Below are 23,188 nucleotides of genomic sequence, written 5' to 3'. Positions count from 1 at the left end.
CATTGGAGCTCTTCTACGTGGTGTTGATCGTGAGGGGATTGAGCGTGGTCAAGTTTTGGCGAAGCCCGGTTCTGTTACGCCTCACACTCGTTTTAAAGCAGAAGCTTATATTTTGACGAAAGATGAAGGTGGTCGTCATACTCCGTTTTTCACGAATTATCGTCCACAATTTTATTTTCGTACAACGGATGTTACAGGAATTGTGACCCTTCCCGAGGGAACGGAGATGGTTATGCCAGGTGATAATGTTGCTATGGATGTTTCTTTGATTGTTCCGATTGCTATGGAAGAGAAGCTTCGTTTTGCTATTCGCGAAGGTGGTCGTACTGTTGGTGCAGGTATAGTTTCTAAGATCATTGAATAAAGAATGGTGAGTAAAAGACGTCTTTGTCGTTAAAGATGACTTAGTTTTGGAAGTTAGGGGTATAGCTCAGTTGGTAGAGCGGCGGTCTCCAAAACCGCAGGTCGCGGGTTCAAGTCCTGCTGCCCCTGCCAAAGGTAAGTAAGATTCTAACGATAAAGAGGTAGATTTTAATACCCTTTTTCGCTTTTTTCTGTATAGGGCTTGTTTTTTTGTATGTGAATCGGTATTGAATAATGAATGAGGAAGCTGTAGAAGGCTAAGGGTTAGCTTTTCGCATTTTTTCGTATTCATTTTGTTGTGTGATACAATAAAGCTAGAAAGAGTATAGTGTGACCGATGGCATCTAAAACCAATCCAATTGCCTTTTTAAAGCAAGTTTATGCAGAAACAGCTAAGGTGAAGTGGCCAACGCGTCGTGAAACGGTGATTTCCACTGTGATGGTGTTGTTTGTGACGCTATTGGCTTCAGCTTTCTTTTTTGTTGTGGATCAGGCTATGCATTTTGGTGTTTGGCGAGGTATTGATTTTTTAAAATATCTTTTCGGTTGATAGTGCAAGGAAGTGTGACTGTGACTGCTCGTTGGTATATTGTTCAAGCTTATTCAAATTTTGAAAAGAAAGTAGCTGAAGCTATTGAAAAAGAGGCTGCACAAAAAGGGCTTGAACATCTTTTTGAAAAAATTCTTGTTCCGACGGAGCGTGTTGTTGAGGTTCGTCGTGGACGCAAAGTTGATACCGAGCGGAAATTTTTTCCTGGTTATATTCTTGTTCGTGCTGATTTAACAGATGAAGTTTATCATCTCATTAAGAATACGCCTAAGGTGACAGGCTTTTTAGGTTCAGATTCGCGTCCTGTTCCTATTTCTGATCGGGAAGTTGAGCAAATTCTGAAACAGGTTCAAGAAGGTATTGAAAGCCCTAAATCTTCTGTCATGTTTGAAGTGGGGGAGCAAGTTCGCGTTGCGGATGGTCCTTTTATTTCATTTAATGGGATTGTTCAAGAAGTTGAGGAAGAACGTTCTCGTCTTAAAGTAGAAGTGTTGATTTTTGGGCGTCCTACGCCTGTTGATTTGGAGTTTGGTCAAGTTGAAAAACTCTAGTAGAGCTTAAGGTGGTGTTATCACTTTAAGAAATTAGTGGGAGATAAGTTATGGCTTTTGTCGGCTTAATGAATCGAACCACTCAACTGCAGCCGGTAGCGGATAAGTTGTTCTCTACCAGTGAAATAGAAGGCAGATTATTATGGCAAAAAAAAGTATAGGTCAGCTCAAGTTGCAGGTTCCTGCAGGAGCGGCTACTCCGTCTCCACCAATTGGTCCTGCCCTTGGTCAGCGCGGTATTAATATCATGGAGTTCTGCAAGGCGTTTAATGCCGCTACGCAGGAAATGGAAAAGGGTGCACCAATTCCAGTCGTTATCACTTATTATCAAGATAAGTCTTTTACTTTTTCTCTCAAGACGCCTCCTGTATCGTTTTTCTTGAAAAAAGAAGCGAATTTGAAGTCTGGTTCGAAAGAGCCAGGCAAAGTGTCTGTAGGAAGCATTTCTCGTGATAAGGTTCGTTCGATTGCAGAAGCAAAGATGAAGGATCTGAATGCAAATGACATTGAAGCGGCGATGCGTATGGTTGAAGGTTCTGCCCGCTCTATGGGCTTAGAAGTGGTGGGCTAGTGTTATGGGAAAAGTAGCAAAAAGAATAAAAAATATTCGCAAAAATATTGATTTTAATGAACTTTATGCTTTAAAAGATGCCGTTTCAATGGTTAAAGAGCGTGCAGTTGCCAAGTTTGATGAAACAATTGAAATTTCAATGAATTTGGGTGTTGATCCTCGCCATGCGGATCAAATGGTTCGAGGCGTTGCTCATTTGCCTAATGGGACAGGTCGGAATATTCGCGTTGCTGTTTTTGCACGTGGAGATAAAGCTGAGGAAGCTAAGGCTGCTGGTGCTGATATTGTGGGGGCTGAAGATTTGTTTGAAAGCATTAATGGTGGGACGGTTGATTTTGATCGTTGTATTGCGACACCAGATATGATGCCTCTTGTTGGTCGTCTTGGTAAAATCCTTGGTCCGCGGAGTTTAATGCCAAATCCAAAAGTTGGTACTGTGACGCTTGATGTTGCGAGTGCTGTTAAGGCTTCTAAGGGTGGTGCTGTTGAATTTCGTGTTGAAAAAGCTGGTATTGTGCATGCTGGTATTGGGAAGGCTTCTTTTGGGGTTGAGAAAATAGTGGAAAATATTAAAGCTTTTGCTGGTGCTGTTATTAAAGCTAAGCCACAAGGCGCAAAAGGTGAATATATTAAACATGTTGCTGTTTCTTCGACTATGGGAGTTGGAATTAAAGTCGATCCTGCAACAGTTCGTTCAGAGCAGGTGTGAAGGGAGTTGTAATTTTGTTGTGAGGTGTGTGAATAACAAAATTGTACTTACTAGTGTCGGTTTTTGTCGGCACTTGGCTATCTAAGCTCTATTGAGCTTGGGTTGTAGCGGAAGAAATTCCGGAATATCCTGTCCGAGATTGTGGGTGATGCTATTTGGGCATCTTAATCAAAAAAACCTGCATGAGACTGGGGTAAGAACTGTAGAGTTAAAAGACTTTAAAGGGTTTGAGCCAGGGTTGCCTTTGATCGCTGTGGCGTGAAAAAGGGGACAGGATCCTCATCGGTAACATAGAATATTTTATGTTATCAAAGGTAACCAACGGGTTTGTGTTAAACAAATCTGTTAAATGGAGAGAGACAGTGAATAGAGCGGAAAAACGCGAATTTGTTACATGGCTTAACGAGGCTTTTCAAAGGTCTGGTTCCGTTATTGTTGCACACTATTCCGGTCTGACAGTTTCACAAATGAACGACCTTCGTTCGAAAATGAGTGAAGCTGGTGGTGCCGTAAAAGTCGCCAAAAACCGTCTTGCTAAAATCGCTCTTCAGGGCACGGATTCTGAATCAATGGTGGGTTTGTTTACTGGGCAGACGCTTATTGCTTATTCAGAAGACCCAATCACAGCACCGAAAGTTGCTGTTGATTTTGCAAAAAGCAATGACAAATTTATCATCCTTGGCGGTACAATGGGTGCAACGAGTTTGAGTGTAGATGCTGTGAAGTCTTTGGCTTCGTTGCCTTCACTCAATGAGTTGCGGGCGAAGCTCGTGGGTATGATTTCTACCCCCGCGACTCGTATCGTACAGGTTGTTAATGCGCCCGCTGGTCAGGTTGCTCGTGTTATTGGTGCATATGCTCAGGAGGATAAGGCGGCTTAAGGCTGTTTTTATTCACGTTTATGGAAGAGTTTTTATGCTTTTCTGTTTTGTTGAATAAATTTTTAACAATGGTTCAAATCTTTTTATTGAAGGAATTTTAAAATGGCAGATCTAGCGAAGATCGTAGAAGACCTTTCTAACTTAACCCTTTTGGAAGCTGCTGAGCTTTCTAAATTGCTTGAAGAAAAATGGGGCGTTTCGGCTGCAGCTCCTGTAGCAGTTGCTGCTGTTGCTGGTGCTGCTGCTTCGGCTGTTGAAGAAAAAACAGAATTTGATGTTGTTCTTGTTGAGGGTGGTGCGCAGAAAATTAATGTTATTAAGGAAGTTCGTGCTATTACTGGACTTGGTCTTAAAGAAGCGAAAGATCTTGTTGAGGGAGCGCCTAAACCTATTAAAGAAGGTGCTTCTAAGGAAGAAGCTGAAAAAATTAAATCTCAACTCGAAGCAGCTGGTGCTAAAGTTGAACTTAAGTGAATTTTATGTGATCGGCGGGCATATATGTTCGCCGCTTTCCTTTCTCTTTAAGAAAAGGGAGATGATGAATGAGGGCTTTTCCCAACGCTTTTGTAGCTGTAATGGGGGTGGCTTTTACTCTTAGTTTTTTCACTAGAGCCAAGCAAAGAGATGGCTTATGTGAGTGGGATAGAGTAATAATACCCATTATCGGGTATCAAAGTGAACTGGTCTGCATGTGCAGGTTAATGACATAAGGTTTTCAAGGTTTAGTCTACCTTGAAGAGTAAAAATCAAGGAGCGACGATGGCTCAGACCCCAGCGATGATGTCTCAATTTAATGGTCGTAAGCGCGTACGCAAGTTTTTTGGTAAGATTCCTGAAGTAGCAGAAATGCCGAATCTTATTGAGGTTCAAAAAGCGTCATACGATCAGTTTCTCATGATTGAGGAACCAAAAGGTGGACGACCAGATGAAGGTTTGCAGGCTGTTTTTAAATCGGTGTTTCCTATTTCGGATTTTTCCGGTACGGCTATGCTTGAGTTTGTTGGTTATGAATTTGATTTACCAAAATTTGATGTTGAAGAATGTCGTCAGCGTGATTTAACCTATGCTGCACCGTTAAAAGTGATATTGCGTTTGATCGTTTTTGATCTTGATGAAGATACTGGTTCAAAAGATATCAAAGACATTAAAGAGCAGGGCGTTTATATGGGTGATATGCCCTTAATGACGACGAATGGTACTTTTATTGTTAATGGTACAGAGCGTGTGATTGTTTCACAAATGCATCGTTCTCCTGGTGTTTTCTTTGACCATGATAAAGGAAAATCGCATTCATCGGGAAAGTTTCTTTTTGCTGCTCGTGTGATTCCTTATCGTGGTTCATGGCTGGATATTGAGTTTGATGCTAAGGATATCATCTATGCACGTATTGACCGGCGACGTAAGATTCCTGTGACAAGTCTTTTGATGGCATTAGGGATGGATGCTTCAGATATTTTGTCGACTTTTTATAATAAGGTGACTTATGAACGAGATGGAGATGGATGGCGTATTCCTTATTCTGTTGATCGCTTTAAAGGAATGAAGCTTGTTTCTGATCTCATAGATGCAGACAGTGGTGAAGTTGTTGCCGAAGCTGGTAAAAAGCTCACGGTTCGTGTCGCAAAGGCTTTGGCTGAAAAAGGTCTAAAGTCTATTAAAGTCAGTGAGGATGATTTATTAGGATCCTATCTAGCGGAAGATATAGTCAATTATCAAACGGGTGAGATTTATCTTGAAGCTGGTGATGAAATTGACGAAAAAATATTAAAGATTTTGTTTGAAGTGAATGCGGATCAAATTAATATCCTCGATATTGATCACATGAATATTGGGGCTTATATCCGCAACACCTTAAAGGTTGATAAGAACGAAAGTCGGCAAGATGCGTTATTTGATATTTATCGCGTGATGCGTCCAGGTGAGCCACCAACAATGGATACAGCAGAAGCTATGTTCCATTCGTTATTTTTTGATCCAGAGCGTTATGATCTTTCCGCTGTTGGCCGTGTGAAGATGAATTTGCGTATGGATCTTGATTGTCCAGACACAGTGCGTATTTTGCGCCAAGAGGATATTCTTGCTGTTGTTAAGATGCTGGTTGAATTGCGTGATGGTCGTGGTGAAATTGATGATATTGACAATCTTGGCAATCGTCGTGTTCGTTCTGTTGGGGAATTGATGGAAAATCAATACCGTGTTGGCTTGCTGCGAATGGAGCGTGCAATAAAGGAGCGTATGTCGTCGGTTGAAATTGATACAGTCATGCCTCAGGATTTGATAAATGCAAAACCTGCGGCGGCAGCGGTTCGTGAATTTTTTGGATCTTCGCAATTATCACAGTTTATGGATCAAACCAATCCGTTGTCAGAGATTACCCATAAGCGCCGTCTATCTGCTCTTGGTCCGGGGGGCTTGACACGTGAACGTGCAGGTTTTGAAGTTCGTGACGTGCATCCTACGCATTATGGGCGTATTTGTCCGATTGAAACGCCAGAAGGTCCTAATATTGGTTTGATTAATTCTTTAGCGACATTTGCGCGGGTTAATAAATATGGTTTTATCGAAAGTCCATACCGCAAAATTATTGATGGAAAAGTAACAACAGAAGTTATTTATCTATCAGCTATGGAAGAATCAAAACATTATGTAGCGCAAGCCAATTCTTCATTAGATTCGGAAGGACGCTTTATAGAAGAATTTGTTGTTTGTCGTCATGCTGGTGAAGTCTTGATGGCACCGCGCGATCATGTGGATTTGATGGATGTTTCGCCAAAGCAGTTGGTCTCTGTTGCAGCAGCTCTTATTCCGTTTTTGGAGAATGATGATGCGAATCGTGCGTTGATGGGATCAAACATGCAGCGTCAAGCCGTTCCGCTTGTACGTGCTGAAGCGCCGTTTGTTGGTACGGGAATGGAATCTGTAGTTGCTCGTGATTCAGGAGCCGCTGTAAGCGCGAAGCGTGCTGGTATTGTAGACCAGGTTGATGCAACGCGTATCGTTATTCGTGCGACAGAAGATTTGGATCCTTCAAAATCTGGTGTTGATATTTATCGTTTACAAAAATTTCAGCGTTCTAATCAATCTACTTGCATTAATCAGCGTCCTCTCGTGCATGTTGGTGATCTGATAGAGAAGGGTGATATTATTGCCGATGGTCCTTCTACGGACCTTGGTGATTTAGCTTTAGGGCGGAATGTTCTTGTGGCGTTTATGCCTTGGAATGGATACAACTACGAAGATTCTATTTTGCTTTCCGAGCGTATCGTTGCTGACGATGTTTTTACTTCGATTCATATTGAAGAGTTTGAGGTTGCAGCGCGTGATACAAAGCTTGGTCCTGAAGAGATTACCCGCGATATCCCGAATGTTGCTGAAGAGGCGTTAAGGAACCTTGATGAAGCAGGTATCATCTATATCGGTGCTGAAGTTCAGCCTGGTGATATTCTGGTTGGAAAGATTACGCCCAAAGGTGAAAGCCCCATGACACCGGAAGAGAAGCTTCTGCGTGCAATTTTTGGGGAGAAGGCTTCGGATGTTCGTGATACTTCTATGCGAATGCCTCCTGGAACTTTTGGAACTGTAGTGGAAGTGCGTGTCTTTAATCGCCATGGTGTGGAAAAAGATGAACGTGCGATGGCCATTGAGCGTGAGGAAATTGAACGTTTAGCGAAGGATCGTGACGATGAACAGTCAATTCTTGATCGCAATGTTTATGCGCGTCTTTCTGATATGTTGGTCGGAAAAGTTGCTGTAGAGGGGCCAAAAGGCTTTTCGGGAAGCAAGGAGCTTGATCCAACAATAATAAGTCAATACCCACGATCGCAGTGGTGGCAATTTGCTTTTGAGGACGAAAAGTTTCAGAATGAAATTGAAGCTTTACGGAAGCAATATGATGAGTCAAAAGAAGCATTGCAGCGTCGCTTTATGGATAAAGTTGAAAAGGTCCAAAGAGGTGATGAAATGCCTCCGGGCGTGATGAAAATGGTGAAGGTTTTTGTGGCTGTAAAACGCAAAATCCAACCAGGTGATAAGATGGCAGGACGCCATGGTAATAAGGGGGTTGTATCACGTATTCTGCCAGTGGAAGATATGCCGTTTCTTGAAGATGGAACCCATGCTGATATCGTGTTGAATCCGCTTGGTGTACCGAGTCGTATGAATGTGGGGCAGATTCTTGAAACACATCTTGGTTGGGCGTGTGCTGGTATGGGCAAGAAAATTGGTGATTTGCTAGAGCTATACCAAGAGACGGGGGATATACTTCCTTTGCGTCAGCGTATTGAGAATCTCATGCCTGATAATGATCATAATGAACCAGTGCGTCAGTATGATAATGAAAGCCTTTACAAATTGGCACAGCAGATGAAGAAAGGTGTTTCGATTGCGACCCCTGTTTTTGATGGTGCACATGAAACTGATATTAATATGATGCTAGAAGATGCTGGTTTAGATAGTTCAGGGCAAGTCATACTTTATGATGGTCGTACTGGGGAACCTTTTGATCGTCCGGTGACGGTAGGCTATATTTACATGTTGAAATTGCATCATCTTGTGGATGATAAGATTCATGCGCGCTCTATTGGTCCCTATTCACTTGTTACGCAACAGCCATTAGGTGGGAAAGCACAATTTGGTGGTCAGCGTTTTGGTGAAATGGAGGTTTGGGCACTGGAGGCTTATGGTGCTGCATACACATTGCAGGAAATGTTAACAGTCAAATCGGATGATGTGGCTGGTCGAACAAAGGTCTATGAGGCGATTGTACGCGGTGACGATACATTTGAGGCTGGCATACCTGAAAGCTTTAATGTGTTGGTGAAGGAAATGCGTTCACTTGCTCTTAATGTGGAACTTGATGATGCGCGTGAACTTATTGCGCAAAGAGCATTAGCTGATACAATGGAACAATAACGCAATGAGCGCGCTGACAAAGAGTGCGCTCTGATTGTTCTAAAAGGATAAAAGAAATTTCTATTAAAGTAGAGCAGACAGTCTAAGAAGTAGAAATAGGTTTTAAATAGATCTGTAATAAAATAATTAAGATATTACAACAGGTTCTAAGAATCTTTTAAGGAGAACAGCATGAACCACGAGGTCATGAATCTTTTCAATCCTCAAGCGCCAGCGCAAACATTTGACTCTATTCGTATTTCTATTGCGAGTCCTGAGAAGATTTTGTCTTGGTCGTATGGTGAGATCAAGAAGCCTGAGACTATTAACTATCGGACTTTTAAGCCAGAGCGTGATGGTCTTTTTTGCGCTCGTATATTTGGTCCGATTAAAGATTATGAGTGCCTATGCGGTAAATATAAACGCATGAAATATAAGGGTATTATCTGTGAGAAATGTGGCGTAGAGGTTACTCTTTCGCGTGTGCGTCGTGAGCGTATGGGGCATATTGAGCTTGCAGCACCTGTTGCGCATATTTGGTTTCTTAAATCACTGCCTGGGCGTATTTCCACACTTTTAGATTTAACTTTAAAGGATATTGAACGGGTTCTTTACTTTGAGAACTATATTGTCACAGAACCAGGATTAACCTCTCTTAAGCTTCATCAGCTTCTTTCTGAAGAAGAATATATGCTTGCTGTTGATGAATTTGGAGAAGATCAGTTTACAGCTATGATTGGTGCTGAGGCTATTTATGAGCTTCTCGCGAGTATGGAGTTAGAAAAAGTTGCGAATGATCTACGTGTCGAATTAGCGGAAACGACTTCGGAGTTAAAGCAGAAAAAACTGATTAAGCGGCTTAAAATTGTTGAGAACTTTCTTGAATCTGGCAATAAGCCAGAGTGGATGATTATGAAGACGATACCAGTCATTCCACCAGATTTACGTCCATTGGTTCCGCTTGATGGTGGACGTTTTGCAACGTCCGATCTGAATGATCTTTATCGCCGTGTCATCAATCGTAATAATCGCTTGAAGCGGTTGATTGAGTTGCGTGCTCCTGGAATTATTGTGCGCAATGAGAAGCGCATGGTGCAAGAAGCTGTTGATGCATTATTTGATAATGGCCGGCGTGGACGTGTGATTACTGGAGCAAATAAGCGTCCGTTAAAGTCTCTTTCAGATATGCTAAAGGGTAAGCAAGGGCGTTTCCGTCAAAACCTGCTTGGAAAGCGTGTTGATTATTCAGGGCGTTCTGTTATCGTGACAGGTCCTGAATTAAAGTTGCATCAATGTGGTCTTCCCAAAAAAATGGCTCTTGAATTATTTAAGCCATTTATTTATGCGCGACTTGATGCGAAGGGGTATTCATCAACTGTAAAACAGGCAAAAAAGCTTGTTGAAAAAGAGCATCCGGAAGTTTGGGATATTTTGGATGAGGTTATTCGTGAACACCCAGTTTTACTGAATCGTGCGCCCACATTGCACCGTTTGGGGATTCAGGCTTTTGAACCTATCCTCATTGAAGGAAAGGCTATCCAGCTTCATCCATTGGTATGTACTGCTTTTAACGCAGATTTTGATGGTGATCAGATGGCAGTTCACGTTCCGCTTTCCCTTGAAGCGCAGCTTGAAGCCCGTGTTTTGATGATGTCAACCAATAATATTCTTCATCCAGCCAATGGTGCACCAATTATCGTTCCATCACAGGATATGGTTCTTGGTCTTTATTATCTTTCGCTTCTTTCTGAAAAAGAACCAGGTGAGGGGATGGCTTTTTCTGATATAGGTGAACTTCATCACGCTCTGGAAAATAAGGTTGTAACTCTTCATACGAAGATTAAAGGCCGTGTTAAAAACATGGAACGGGATGGGAAAGAAAAAGCCAAACTTTATGATACAACACCTGGACGTTTAATTATTGGGGAGCTCTTACCTAAAAATCCAAATATCCCATTTGATATTGTCAATCAAGAAATGACTAAAAAGAATATTTCTAAAATGATTGATCAGGTTTATCGGCACTGTGGGCAAAAAGAGACGGTTATTTTTTGTGACCGTATTATGCAACTTGGCTTTTCTTATGCTTGTCGTGCAGGGATTTCCTTTGGTAAGGATGACATGGTTATTCCTGATAGCAAGTCACGTTTGGTTACAGAAACAGAATCTTTGGCTAAAGAATATGAACAGCAATATAATGATGGTTTGATTACGCAAGGTGAGAAGTACAACAAAGTTGTAGATGCTTGGGGGAAATGTACAGATCGTGTTGCTGATGAGATGATGAAACGTATTCAGGCTGTTGAATTTGATCCTAAAACAGGTCGTCAGCGCCCAATGAACTCGATTTATATGATGTCACATTCGGGTGCGCGTGGTTCTGCTAATCAGATGAAGCAGTTGGCTGGTATGCGTGGTCTTATGGCAAAACCATCAGGTGAAATTATTGAAACACCAATCATCTCGAATTTTAAAGAAGGTTTGACCGTTAACGAGTACTTCAATTCGACTCATGGTGCTCGTAAAGGGCTTGCTGATACTGCGTTAAAAACAGCCAACTCTGGTTATTTAACACGGCGTCTTGTTGATGTTGCACAAGATGCTATTATCTCAGCAGTTGATTGTGGTACTGCAAAAGGGCTTACTATGCAGCCGATTGTTGATGCAGGACAAATCGTTGCGTCTCTTGGACAAAGGATTCTTGGTCGTACAGCGCTTGTTGATATTTTACACCCTGTTTCTGGAGAGGTTATCCTTGAAGGCGGGGCGATGATCGAGGAGGCTGATGTTATTAAGATTGACGAGGCTGGTATTCAGTCTGTTCAAATTCGCTCTGCTTTGACATGTGAAACACGCTTTGGTGTTTGTGCGAAATGCTACGGTCGTGATTTGGCGCGCGGAACACCGGTTAATCAGGGTGAGGCCGTTGGTGTTATTGCTGCTCAGTCTATTGGTGAGCCGGGAACACAACTTACTATGCGTACTTTCCATTTAGGTGGAACAGCGCAAGTTGTTGATTCATCTTATTTAGAATCCTCTTATGAAGGCACTGTTGAGATTCGTAATCGCAATGTCGTCCGCAATTCTGAAGGACATTTGGTGGTTATGGGGCGTAATATGGCTGTCCTTATTAAGGATGAGACAGGGAAAGAGCGCGTTGTGCACCGTGTGAGCTATGGTTCACATGTTTTTGTTGATGATGGTGATATAGTAAAACGTGGTCAACGTATAGCGGAATGGGATCCTTACACACGGCCAATCTTGACTGAAGTTGAAGGGTATGTAGGCTTTGAAGATATGATTGATGGTTTATCAGTGACTGAAACAGCCGATGAATCTACGGGCATTACGAAGCGCTTGGTGATTGATTGGCGTGCTAATCCGCGTGGTGCTGATCTCAAACCAGCTATTATTATCCATGCAGACAGTAAAGGTGAAAACATTGCGAAATTGTATAAGGGAGGTGAAGCCCGTTATATGATGTCCGTGGAAACCATTCTTTCTGTTGAACCTGGTTCTCATGTTAAAGCTGGTGATGTTATTGCACGCCTGCCAATGGAAAGCGCTAAGACAAAAGATATTACAGGTGGTCTGCCACGTGTGGCTGAGCTTTTTGAAGCACGACGTCCAAAAGATCATGCGATTATTGCCGAAGTGAGTGGTACAATTCGATTTGGTCGTGGTTATAAGAATAAGCGTCGTGTTATTATTGAACCAAATGATGAAACTCTTGAAGCAGTAGAATATTTGATTCCAAAAGGTAAGTTATTTCACTTCCAGGAAGGAGACCAAATTGAAAAAGGAGATTATATCCTTGATGGTAATCCCGCTCCTCATGATATCTTGGCAATTAAGGGTGTTGAAGCTTTGGCTTCTTATCTTGTGAATGAAATTCAGGAAGTTTATCGTTTGCAAGGGGTTTTAATTAATGACAAGCATATTGAAGTGATTGTTCGTCAGATGTTACAAAAGGTTGAGATTACCGAATCTGGTGATTCTGGTTATATCCCAGGCGATAATGTTGACCGTATTGAGCTTGATGAAATCAACGATAATTTGATTGCAGAAGGGAAAAAACCCGCATCTGGTAATCCTATCCTTTTAGGGATTACAAAAGCCTCTCTTCAAACACCTTCCTTTATTTCGGCAGCATCGTTTCAGGAAACAACAAGAGTTCTTACTGAGGCGGCGGTTTCTGGAAAAATTGATACTTTGCAAGGGCTTAAGGAGAATGTTATTGTTGGTCGTCTCATTCCTGCGGGGACAGGTGGTACGATTGCTCAAATCCGCCGTATTGCTGCAGTTCGTGATGATTTAATTGTTGATGAACAGCGAAAGTCTAGTAGTAATGAGATGGCTAAAGCTATGTTGACACATACGGCAACAGGATCTGTTTCTGAATAGTTTGAATATATATAAGATTATAGAAGAACGCCTGCATATGAGATCCGGGCGTTTTTTAATTTTAAGGTATGGAAGAAAGAGTCTGTTTTTTGTAACAAGTTCTGTAAAAATTGAAGATGATGATCGTTTTAATTCTCTTTGAGGAGGTATTGTCTTTTATCTATAAGAGAATCAATGTGTTATTGCTTGGTTGCTAGTGAAATGGAGAGCTTATTTTCAATATATTGAAGTCATAAATTGTATAAGATAACAGACGGTTCTTTGTTAATACAACATATTGATTTATAAGGATAGTTTATTGTTTCTTACCTTAATAATTCCGAATACTCGTAAGATTCTTACATTTCAAACCTATGTATGTTGAAGCAATTTTGTTCACTTGTCTGTATACTATCAGCGGGGTTGGCGTGTGGATAAAAATTATAAAAGAAAAGAGGAAAAATGCCTTTCATGAACCGCCTTCATGCAAGGGATGTCGTGACACCCATGTGCTGGTAAATAGAGTGACGGTACCAGCTTGTATCTTTATAACCAGCTTGTATCTTTATAATAAGTGTAAAGATGGTGGTGCGCAATGAATTTATCGGTATATAATTCATCCACAAGTCTGGGAAATGGGCTTAGGGTCTCTAAGACATGTCTCTTTAAAACAGGTTCGTGAATATGCAATACGGTGGCATTCTGTTTTACGTGAAGTTCGTGCCCCATTAAAGAAAAAGGAGGGATAAGCTCAAACAAGAGGGGCGCTTCATTTTGAATATTTCTAATTTTTGAAATGTCATTTTCTATGAAAGTCGAAAAGCCGTTATAATAAACTGTCAGAATTTTTTTGTAATCTCAAAATAACCCGTTTTTTGCTGTACTATGTTTCTTTATTTCCTCATCTTTAAAAGGATAAAAAAATAGAGGGGAGAATGCCACTAAAGTTTGAGTAAGAATGGTTAGGCTTTTGATAACGTTATGATTTTACGAAAACAAAGTGATAGAATATACAGATATTATTCAATTGGGAAGAGATATAAGAGTTTTCAATAAGAATCGAGATTTTCACTCTTATAAGGAAGAAAGACTTCTCGTGCCTATTCCGGTGAGAGAGGTTTTATATGCAAATAGATAGTATAAATTAAAACAGATGTCGCATGCTAAAAGAATTAAATTTTTTTTGTCTGAAATATCTGATACGTTAACTGCTAAAGAGCTACCTTGTGATGCGAAAAAGCTTGAAAAATTCGTTGTGTAGGGATCAATAAAATGGGCATTTTTATATAAATGCGGCGTGATATTGATTGTTTTTACATAATTTGGAATGCAGAGAGGAAACTTTTTAAGAGTTTAGCCAAATGAGGGAAAACATTAATTTTAAAGTTTATTTCCTTTTCATTGAGAGAGGAAGGTTCTATTGTTCATTCCATGATAGGTATGAATGGAACATTGCATATATAAGCCATTTGGAAATGTCAGAATTTACTGAGGTCTCAGGGGAACACATTGCTTTGAATGTGCAAACAGCGATATGAGGATTCATTTTTTCATAAAAGAAAGTAAAAATAATGACAGTTTCTTCGATGAGTATTTTTCAGTCCATTTTGTCACGAAAGTCAATTCGTGCTTTTACTAACCAACCTGTTTCACAGGAAACGATTAAAGAAATTTTAAATCTTGCAGCACGTGCGCCGTCTGGAACAAATATTCAGCCATGGCAGGTCATTGTTCTTACAGGAGAGATATTACAAAAATTGGGGCAAGAGCTTTCACAACTTTCTCTCTCAGGTGTAAAAGGAGAGCGTGAATATCATTATTATCCACGTCAATGGCGTGAACCGTATCTTTCAAGACGAAAAAAGGCTGGTTTGAATCTTTATAAGAGCCTTGGAATTCAAAAAGATGAGCAGGAAAGAATGCAGCGTCAGAGGGCGCGAAATTTCTCATTTTTTGGTGCACCTGTAGGGCTTTTGTTTACGATGGATCACGACATGGAAAGAGGAAGTTGGCTTGATTTAGGCATGTTTATGCAGACTGTTATGTTAGCAGCGCGTGGGTTTGGTTTAGACACTTGTGCCCAGGCTGCTTTTGCTAATTATCATAAACAAATTCGTACGCTTTTATCTGTACCTTCTGATCGGAATATTATCTGTGGTATGGCACTTGGCTATCGAGATACGAATGCTCCAGAAAACAATTTTGAGTCTGGACGCGAACCAATTGAGAGTTTTGTACGCTTTATGTAATCGTATTCATTATGAGTGTTTTGCTATTGAAGTGAGCATAAATTGAAAAAAGCTTGAGATATGATAAAAATATTTCGGTGAGAATCTTTATTCCTATTGAATTTTGAATTGCATGTTAAAATTTATTTTACTACGTTTAAACATTATCAAGAATGATTTTCTAAGATCATTATTTGTTTGAAAGTTGGCTATGGAAAGCGCTGTAGAAAGAAAGTGTTGGGTAGTAGCAAGACGAGCGACATTCGTGTTTATTGCTGTCATTGTTTTAGCTTATCTCATGATTTGATTTTAAATGGGACAAATGTGATAAAAAGGTGTATACCCGAATCCTAATTTAGTTTTGAGGTGGTGGGTTGTTTTTATCTATTTTTGAACTTTTTAAAATTGGTGTTGGTCCTTCGAGTTCACATACGATGGGGCCAATGGTGGCAGCTAATATGTTTTTGCAAGAAATTGTCGCTTGGAATCTTTACCAAGGATCTTCTGCTGAGGTTTCTCGTATACGTGTTTATCTTTATGGATCTTTGGCTTTTACAGGGGTTGGTCATGCTACAGATAAAGCCGTGATACTTGGTCTTTTAGGAGAAAGAGCTGCTACTATTGATCCTGATTGCATGGAGGAGCTCTTAGAAAAGGTTGCACGTGAGAAAAAAGTGCAACCAGAAGGTCATCCAGCTTATCAGTTTGATCGGCGAAGTGATCTTATTTTTGAACGAAAAAAAGTTCTCCCTGGACATACTAATGGGCTTGCGTTTGAAGGGTGTGATTCTAACGGAAACGTTCTTTTGCGGCAGGTTTATTATTCTATCGGCGGCGGATTTGTTGTAACTGAAGATGAATTGAACCGTATGAATGATAATACAGAACAGGAAATGCCCGAGGTACCCTATCCTTTTCATTCTGCGCGTGAAATGTTATCAATGGCAGAGAAGTCAGGACTTTCAATTGCCGAAATGAAACGCATAAATGAAGAAACGAGGATGGAACGTTCTGCTCTTGATACAGGACTTGATGAAATTTTTTCAACTATGGCGAATTGTATTGATAGAGGTCTTTCACAAGAGGGTGAGTTACCAGGTGGTTTGCGTGTTCAAAGGCGTGCTAAAAGGTTATACGAAACGCTTTTGGAAAATCAAAAGAAAAATCATAATTATCCATTGTGGGCAAATGATTGGCTTTCCGTATATGCCATAGCTGTGAATGAAGAAAATGCTGCTGGAAGTCGTGTTGTTACGGCACCAACCAATGGTGCGGCTGGAGTTGTTCCTGCAGTTTTGCGTTACTATCTTCAATTTAATGATGATGCAGATCGCGAGGGAGTCCATAAATTTTTGTTAACCGCAGCAGCTATTGGTGGGGTCATTAAACATAATGCATCTATTTCTGGTGCAGAAGTAGGCTGTCAAGGTGAAGTTGGGACAGCATCTTCAATGGCAGCTGCAGGATTAACGGCAGCGTTAGGGGGGACACCAGCACAAATTGAAAATGCAGCAGAGATTGCCCTTGAACATCATTTAGGAATGACATGTGATCCGGTTGCAGGTCTTGTGCAGATTCCTTGTATTGAGCGCAATGCAATGGGTGCAGTGAAGGCAGTGACAGCTTCTTCTCTTGCATTACATAGTAATGGGGATCATTTTGTTTCTCTCGATGCTTGTATAGAAACCATGCGTCAGACTGGGCATGATATGAGTGAACGTTATAAAGAGACAAGTCAGGCTGGTCTCGCGGTTAATGCAATATCTTGTTAATGCGTTACAATATGTTGATTTATAAAAATTTTTTAATAGTTCACTGAATGAAAAACTCAATATTGTAAGTTTTTCTCATTTTAAACCTGTTTTATTGTGAAGCAAACAGGCTATTCGCTTGCACAATAAGGGGGTATGTGGGTATAAACTATAGAGGAGACGAAAAATGCCTCTCGTGAACTGCCTGATCATGAACTATCTGAATGCAAAGGCTGTTGCAATACCATTGCGTTGCATGTTTACAGGCTTGTTTTAAAGAGATCTCTTTTAGTACTCTGAAGCGCACTTCACGATGGTGTGGGTGAATTGTATAATGATAAATCCATTGAGCACTACCATCTTCACGTTTATAAAGGTACAAGCGGGCACCATCATGATATTTACCATATCCCCAATATATTGACCAGCTTATGGTATGCGACAGCCTTTGCATGAGGGTGGTTCATGAGAGGCATTTTTCCTCCTTTCTTCACTCATTTTTATACATATGCTAATCCCGTTGATAGTGTAAAGCCAAGTGAACAAAATTGATTCAACATAAAAAGGTTTGAAATGAGAGAATCTTACGGGGATTCGGGATTGTGATTCAAGCTAGACAACGATAAATAATCATTATAAATCAAGCTGTTGTTATGAGTTAGCAAACGAGTGATGATACTGGTTTTTCTTTTATAATAAGATGATGAATTGTTCTCACACTGTATCATACATGGATGCTATCCATGAAAGAGGTTTTGACGCACTAAGAGAATAGGCATGTCAATTTACCACATAAGGTTTTCGTTTTGTGAGGAGGGTGCAGAAACTCTATGAAATCTGATAAATGTTTTGCGCATTATTCATCGATGAGAAAGTTATATTTTGGTATTTTTTTGTTTTTTGAAAAGAACACAAGTTCAAAAAAAGATTTAGAAAATTCTGTGCAACGTTTAGATTACTTGGATGAATTTATGATCCTTGAAGTTTTTTTCTGCATTAAGGTGTCCACGATAACCTTCAGGAAGAAAAATCTTGTATTTAGTGAAAATATGAAAAGTACTCGAGAATAATCTTTAAGCTTTAATCTAAAATAAGCCAATATCGAATATTGTCTATCTTTTTAAAAGGATGTTTTTTTTTAAATTGCTGAAAATATTTATTTGAGAGATTTTGACAAGAAATTGCCCTGCAAATCTTATGAAATTTAAGAAAAGGGTGTCATTTGCGTTGCACATTCACGGGCTTGTTTTAAAGAAATATCTCTTAAAGTTCCTAAGGCCATTTTGCGTCGTCATGGATGAATTATACCAATAAATCCATTAAGTATCACCATCTTCACGCTTATAAAGGCACAAGGCGGTACCATCATTTTTTTACCAGCTCATAGTGTTGTGACATTTCTTGCATGAAGACAGTTCATGAAAGGCATTTTTTTATAATTTCATCCTCATGCTAATCCCACGTATGGTGCACAAACAAGCGAATAAAACTGATTCAATATTAAAGAGATTTGAAATGAGAGGGTTCTACAATGTTTGGGGTTATGATTCAAGGTAAAAAATGACAAATAATCCTTATCAATCAACGTACTGATATTGAAGATTATAGAAATTGAAAGATTATAGAAAATCTATGAAGATTCTTGATGAACAAAATGATTCTTGCAAAAATTGTCTATAAATTAAATATTCGTTGCACCTAAATGGATTTTAATAGGTACGTTGCCGGTTTGGCTTGCAACACGCAAATGAATGCGTACAGGAGGCATTGTGAGACGGCGATTGCGCGTTGTTTGGCAAATGAGAAGTTTAACAAGAGACTGTGTATCTAAGGTTGCAGGAGCATATTTTAAGCTGGCAAATTTTATTGCAGCATCGTGAAGAGAACGCAGTGAGAGCAAAAATGATTGCTTCAATAATTTTTCTTTTTCAGAGGATGAAGCAAGAGCATTATGTGTCATGATACTATCCTTAACGCAAATCCAAAAACTTTCAGTAAGCTACAGTATAGCAGTTAAAATTTGCTTTCTTTAATGTAGAACAGGCATGGAATGCAGCTTTTTTTGATTGAAACCCTATAAATCGTGCACGGTAATAACGATGTCCGCTTTTTTCAAACAGCTGCATATGTGAAGATGTATTTTTTAAAGCAGAATATGCTGTACTTTTCGCTTTTAAAAGCAAAGTTTTTGCTTGTTTCTTACTTGGAAGAGAACCAATTTGAACAGCCCAACCAGCATTTGTAGATAAAGAGGCTGTAATAACTTTATTTGTTTCAACGGAGACTGTTTTTTGAGGATTAGGAATTGGTATAATGACCTGATTGACAGCGGCTATTGCAGTATTTGAGTTTTTAGGTTGTTCTGTGAATGCCGTTAACATATTAGAAACATCGTCATCGAAATGCGTTGGATCATTTTTAATGGTTGGTATAGGAATATGAGCACCAGTAGGGAGGCGATAGTGTGCTGAAGCCATTAAATGTTTACCACTTTTCGTACGACTTGCTTTAGGGAGATATTTGTACAATAAGCTAGCCATATGTTCATCACGTGCGGTAGATGATTTTCCTCCCATAACAACAGCCACAATAGAGCGTCCTTCAAGACACATCGAAGTCGCTAAGTTAAAACCTGACATTTGTGTGTAACCTGTTTTAATTCCATCAACACCCTTCATGATTTTAACCAGTTTATTGTGGCTGTTAATTTTGTGTCCACGGAACGTAAAGCTTTTTATTTTGAACAGTTTATATTGTTTTGGAAAATGTTTTCGTAGGGCTAATGACAAAGTAGCCATATCTCGTGCTGTGGAATAATTATGGACATCTGGAAGCCCTGAAGCATTTGCAAAATGTGTATGTGTCATGCCGAGCTTTCGGGCTTTAGCTGTCATCATTCGAGCGAATTTTTTTTCACTCCCACCGAGATATTCTGCAATGGCAACAGCAACATCATTTGCTGATCTTGTAATAAGTGCTTTAGCCGCAGCTTCTGCAGAAATCGTTTGGCCTACTTTAAAACCGATTTTTGTTGGTGGGCGTGTTGCTGCATAATGTGAAACAGGGATTGGTGTATTTGGTGTTACTCGGCCCAGATGCATAGACTCAAAGAGCAGGTACAACGTCATTGCTTTTGTTAAAGAAGCAGGATAACGCTTTAGCGTTGCGTTAGCTTGAAAGAGCGTTTTCCCTGTATTTGCATCTATAACAATAGCAGCATATTTATCAGGATATGCCTCTTTGGGAGTAGCAAACGCCCAAGAGTAAGAAAGCACTAAAGCAACAAAAGCAATTGTTGTTTTTTTATATAAACGAACGATTTTCTGGCAATTAATGTACACTTGTGATACCCTATTTCTCCATTTACTTTGAAAATTTTATAAAGCATTTGTTTTGTAGCTTATTGGTACAACTTAGACGAATGATATTACCAATTTGTTTACAGAAATTATTTTGTAAGCCTTTATTTGATTTAAACCCAAACATAAAGAAAAGCTTTCTTCTTTCCATAAAAAGGCATTACAATAGTTATGAAAGAACTTAAGATTAACAAAAATTGTGCTCCACGGAAAACAATGGGACAAAAGCCATTAGCAAATCGTATGACCCATATTATGCACAACAAAAAGGGCAAAAATTGGGATGAAAGCAGATACGATTCTCTTATAATTCCAAGAATAACAACAAAACTTCAACAGCCTCCGTTATATCGAGTTCTTTTACTTAATGATGATTATACGCCTATGGATTTTGTTGTTTTTATTTTGAAAAAATTTTTTCAAAAGAAATTCGAAGAAGCAACACGTATTATGTTAAATGTTCATCAAAATGGGGTAGGAGAATGCGGAACTTACAGTTATGAAGTTGCTGAAATGAAAATAGTACAAGTGAGGGAATGTGCACGTCAAAATGAACATCCACTACAATGTGTAATGGAACGGAAGTGAGGAATTATGCCATCTTTTACACCTAGTCTTGAAGAAGTTTTGCACCGTGCCTTAACAATTGCGACGCAAGCACAACATGAATATGCAACGTTAGAGCATCTTTTACTCGCTTTGCTAGATGATGTCGATGCAAACTCAGTTATTCAGGCCTGTCAGGTAGATGTGGAAGAATTGCGAGAGCGTTTAATAAATTATATCCAGTCAGAATTAGATGCGCAGATTAGAACGGATGAGGATACAAAACCAACACCATTTTTCCAGCGTGTTATCCAACGTGCTGTTATCCACGCGCAATCAGCAGGAAAAGACGAAGTGTCAGGAGCAAATGTTCTCGTTGCAATTTTTTCTGAACATGAAAGTCATGCGGCATATTTTCTTCAAGAGATGGGAATGACACGCTATGATGCTTTGCGTTTTATTTCCCATGGGATCACACAGGATGAGGGATTATCCATGTTGCTGGAAGGGCTTGAAGAGCAATTAGATCAACAGATCTCTGAAAACGGCGAAAAGCAAACGAGTGCATTGACCAGTTATTGTGTTGATCTGAACGCTAAAGCACGCGAGGGAAAAATTGATTTATTAATTGGTCGTGAAGTAGAAATTTCACGTATGATTCAAATTTTATGCAGAAGATCAAAAAATAATCCACTTTTGGTTGGTGATCCTGGAGTGGGAAAAACGGCTATCATTGAAGGCTTAGCAAAGCGTATTGTTGATAAGCAAGTGCCTGAAGTTTTGTCAAATGTAACGATATTTTCTCTTGATATGGGGGGGCTTGTTGCTGGTACGCGTTATCGTGGTGATTTTGAAGAACGGTTAAAGCAAGTTGTTAGAGAATTTGAGCAATATCCAGCTGCTGTTTTATTTATTGATGAAATTCATACCTTAATTGGAGCAGGAGCTACAGTGGGAGGAAATATGGATGCGGCAAACCTTTTAAAACCTGCGTTATCTTCAGGAACCATTCGATGTATAGGTTCAACAACCTATAAAGAATATCGTAAGATTTTTGAACAAGACCGTGCTTTGGAGCGCCGCTTTCAGAAAATTGATATTAACGAACCTTCTATTGCTGATGCAATTAAGATTTTGCAAGGATTGAAGCCTTATTTTGAATCCTTTCATCAGATTAAATATACGGATCAGGCAATGAAGGCATCCGTAGAATTATCTTCACGTTATATGATTGATCGTCGGTTGCCTGATAAGGCAATTGATGTTGTTGATGAAAGTGGTGCAGCACAAAAGCTTTTGCCAAAAAAACAACGAAAAAAAACGATAGGTATTAAAGAAATTGAGGCGACTGTTGCTACGATGGCAAGGATTCCACCAAAAACAATTTCTGGTGATGATCAAAAAGTGCTTGTCAAGCTTGAAGAAGAACTCAAGCATGTTGTTTATGGCCAAGACCAGGCAATTTCTGCATTAGTGTCGTCTATTAAATTAGCGCGAGCAGGTTTGCGTGAACCAGAAAAACCAATAGGAAGTTACTTATTTTCAGGACCAACCGGGGTCGGAAAAACTGAGGTTGCAAAACAGCTTGCGTCTTCTTTAGGTGTTGAGCTTTTACGTTTTGATATGTCAGAATATATGGAGCGGCATACGGTGGCGCGCTTAATCGGAGCGCCTCCGGGCTACGTTGGGTTTGATCAAGGAGGTCTCCTGACAGATGCGGTTGATCAGAAACCGCACGCAGTTTTGCTGCTTGATGAGATTGAGAAAGCACATCCAGAACTGTTTAATATTTTATTGCAAGTGATGGATTATGGGAGGCTAACAGACCATAATGGCAAAAAAATTGATTTCCGTAATATCATTTTAATTATGACAACCAATGCTGGTGCTTCAGATATGGCAAAATTAGCAATCGGATTTGGAAAAGCGCATCGTGAAGAGAGTGATATTGAAGAAATTAATCGACTTTTTACGCCAGAATTTCGTAACCGGCTGGATGCGATTATTCCATTTGCGCCTCTCACTCCATTCATTGTCAATCAGATTGTACAAAAATTTATTTTTCAGCTTGAAGCGCAATTAGCTGATCGAGGAGTTTGTTTTGAATTAAGCTCTTCTGCGATGTCCTGGTTTGTTCATAAAGGATATGATTCTCAGATGGGGGCACGCCCATTGAGTCGTATTATACAAGAACATATTAAGAAGCCATTGGCTGACGAAATTTTATTTGGAAAGTTGCGCAATGGTGGCATGGTTCGCGTGTTGACACAAAAATCAAACGGGGAAAAAGAAAGATTGCAGCTCAAAATTTCATCTTCCGATGTGTCTGTTGCTTCAAAGCACAACACAACAACGTCTCTTACAAAAAAACGTGTAAGAAAAAAAAGCTCAACCACTTAAAAATGC

15 protein-coding genes and 1 tRNA gene are annotated in these 23,188 nt (G+C 39.8%); 14 read left to right on the top strand and 2 right to left on the bottom strand.

What is annotated here, in order from left to right; translation table 11 throughout:
- The 12 genes from BN67_RS12035 to BN67_RS08985 form a co-directional block, all read left to right on the top strand.
- On the top strand, positions 1-364 hold a 364-nt coding region (locus BN67_RS12035), incomplete at its 5' end, for an EF-Tu C-terminal domain-related protein (protein WP_019222540.1).
- A gap of 55 nt (positions 365-419) precedes the next feature.
- Positions 420-495 (top strand) — tRNA-Trp (locus tag BN67_RS09045).
- A gap of 205 nt (positions 496-700) precedes the next feature.
- On the top strand, positions 701-913 hold the full coding sequence (gene secE, locus BN67_RS09040) for a preprotein translocase subunit SecE (RefSeq protein ID WP_019223790.1): 213 nt from the start codon (positions 701-703) through the stop codon (positions 911-913).
- 20 nt (positions 914-933) lie between these two features.
- Positions 934-1,464, top strand: coding sequence for a transcription termination/antitermination protein NusG (gene nusG / locus BN67_RS09035; protein WP_019223789.1), 531 nt, complete (start codon positions 934-936; stop codon positions 1,462-1,464).
- A gap of 142 nt (positions 1,465-1,606) precedes the next feature.
- Complete coding sequence (gene rplK, locus BN67_RS09030; RefSeq protein ID WP_019223788.1) at positions 1,607-2,035, top strand: 50S ribosomal protein L11; 429 nt, start codon at positions 1,607-1,609, stop codon at positions 2,033-2,035.
- Between the two features lie 4 nt (positions 2,036-2,039).
- Positions 2,040-2,744, top strand: a complete 705-nt coding sequence (rplA, locus tag BN67_RS09025; protein WP_019223787.1) for a 50S ribosomal protein L1 — start codon at positions 2,040-2,042, stop codon at positions 2,742-2,744.
- 362 nt (positions 2,745-3,106) lie between these two features.
- The gene (gene rplJ, locus BN67_RS09015) at positions 3,107-3,625 is read left to right on the top strand and encodes a 50S ribosomal protein L10 (protein ID WP_026088257.1); all 519 of its coding nucleotides are present in this window, start codon (positions 3,107-3,109) and stop codon (positions 3,623-3,625) included.
- 102 nt (positions 3,626-3,727) lie between these two features.
- Positions 3,728-4,099 (top strand): 50S ribosomal protein L7/L12, encoded by a 372-nt coding sequence (rplL, locus tag BN67_RS09010; RefSeq protein WP_019223784.1) that lies wholly within the window; start codon positions 3,728-3,730, stop codon positions 4,097-4,099.
- A gap of 285 nt (positions 4,100-4,384) precedes the next feature.
- A complete protein-coding gene (gene rpoB, locus BN67_RS09000) occupies positions 4,385-8,536 on the top strand; it encodes a DNA-directed RNA polymerase subunit beta (RefSeq protein WP_019223782.1) in 4,152 nt (1,383 codons plus the stop codon).
- A 171-nt stretch (positions 8,537-8,707) separates the two neighbouring features.
- The gene (gene rpoC, locus BN67_RS08995; RefSeq protein ID WP_019223781.1) at positions 8,708-12,919 is read left to right on the top strand and encodes a DNA-directed RNA polymerase subunit beta'; all 4,212 of its coding nucleotides are present in this window, start codon (positions 8,708-8,710) and stop codon (positions 12,917-12,919) included.
- 1,550 nt (positions 12,920-14,469) lie between these two features.
- Positions 14,470-15,147 carry a nitroreductase gene (locus BN67_RS08990; RefSeq protein WP_019223779.1) on the top strand — a complete coding sequence of 226 codons (678 nt, stop codon included), beginning with the start codon at positions 14,470-14,472 and terminating at the stop codon, positions 15,145-15,147.
- 353 nt (positions 15,148-15,500) lie between these two features.
- Positions 15,501-16,898 (top strand): L-serine ammonia-lyase, encoded by a 1,398-nt coding sequence (locus BN67_RS08985; RefSeq protein WP_019223778.1) that lies wholly within the window; start codon positions 15,501-15,503, stop codon positions 16,896-16,898.
- Positions 16,899-18,558: 1,660 nt separating this feature from the next.
- Here BN67_RS08985 and BN67_RS08975 read toward each other — a convergent pair.
- Together BN67_RS08975 and BN67_RS08970 are read right to left on the bottom strand one after the other, a co-directional pair.
- Positions 18,559-18,837 carry a hypothetical protein gene (locus BN67_RS08975; protein ID WP_019223776.1) on the bottom strand — a complete coding sequence of 93 codons (279 nt, stop codon included), beginning with the start codon at positions 18,835-18,837 and terminating at the stop codon, positions 18,559-18,561.
- A gap of 31 nt (positions 18,838-18,868) precedes the next feature.
- Entirely contained in the window at positions 18,869-20,218 is a 1,350-nt protein-coding gene (locus BN67_RS08970; RefSeq protein ID WP_019223775.1) for a D-alanyl-D-alanine carboxypeptidase, read from the bottom strand.
- Between the two features lie 234 nt (positions 20,219-20,452).
- On the opposite strand from BN67_RS08970, the gene clpS reads away from it, so the two are divergent.
- Together clpS and clpA are read left to right on the top strand one after the other, a co-directional pair.
- A complete protein-coding gene (gene clpS / locus BN67_RS08965; RefSeq protein ID WP_026088256.1) occupies positions 20,453-20,824 on the top strand; it encodes an ATP-dependent Clp protease adapter ClpS in 372 nt (123 codons plus the stop codon).
- Between the two features lie 6 nt (positions 20,825-20,830).
- Positions 20,831-23,182, top strand: a complete 2,352-nt coding sequence (gene clpA / locus BN67_RS08960; RefSeq protein ID WP_019223773.1) for an ATP-dependent Clp protease ATP-binding subunit ClpA — start codon at positions 20,831-20,833, stop codon at positions 23,180-23,182.
- Positions 23,183-23,188 lie beyond the last annotated feature (6 nt).

It is taken from the genome of Bartonella rattaustraliani AUST/NH4, from assembly GCF_000312565.1.
In the GTDB taxonomy this organism is placed as follows: Bacteria; Pseudomonadota; Alphaproteobacteria; order Rhizobiales; family Rhizobiaceae; genus Bartonella; species Bartonella rattaustraliani.
This window is presented reverse-complemented; position numbering and strand designations above follow the sequence as displayed.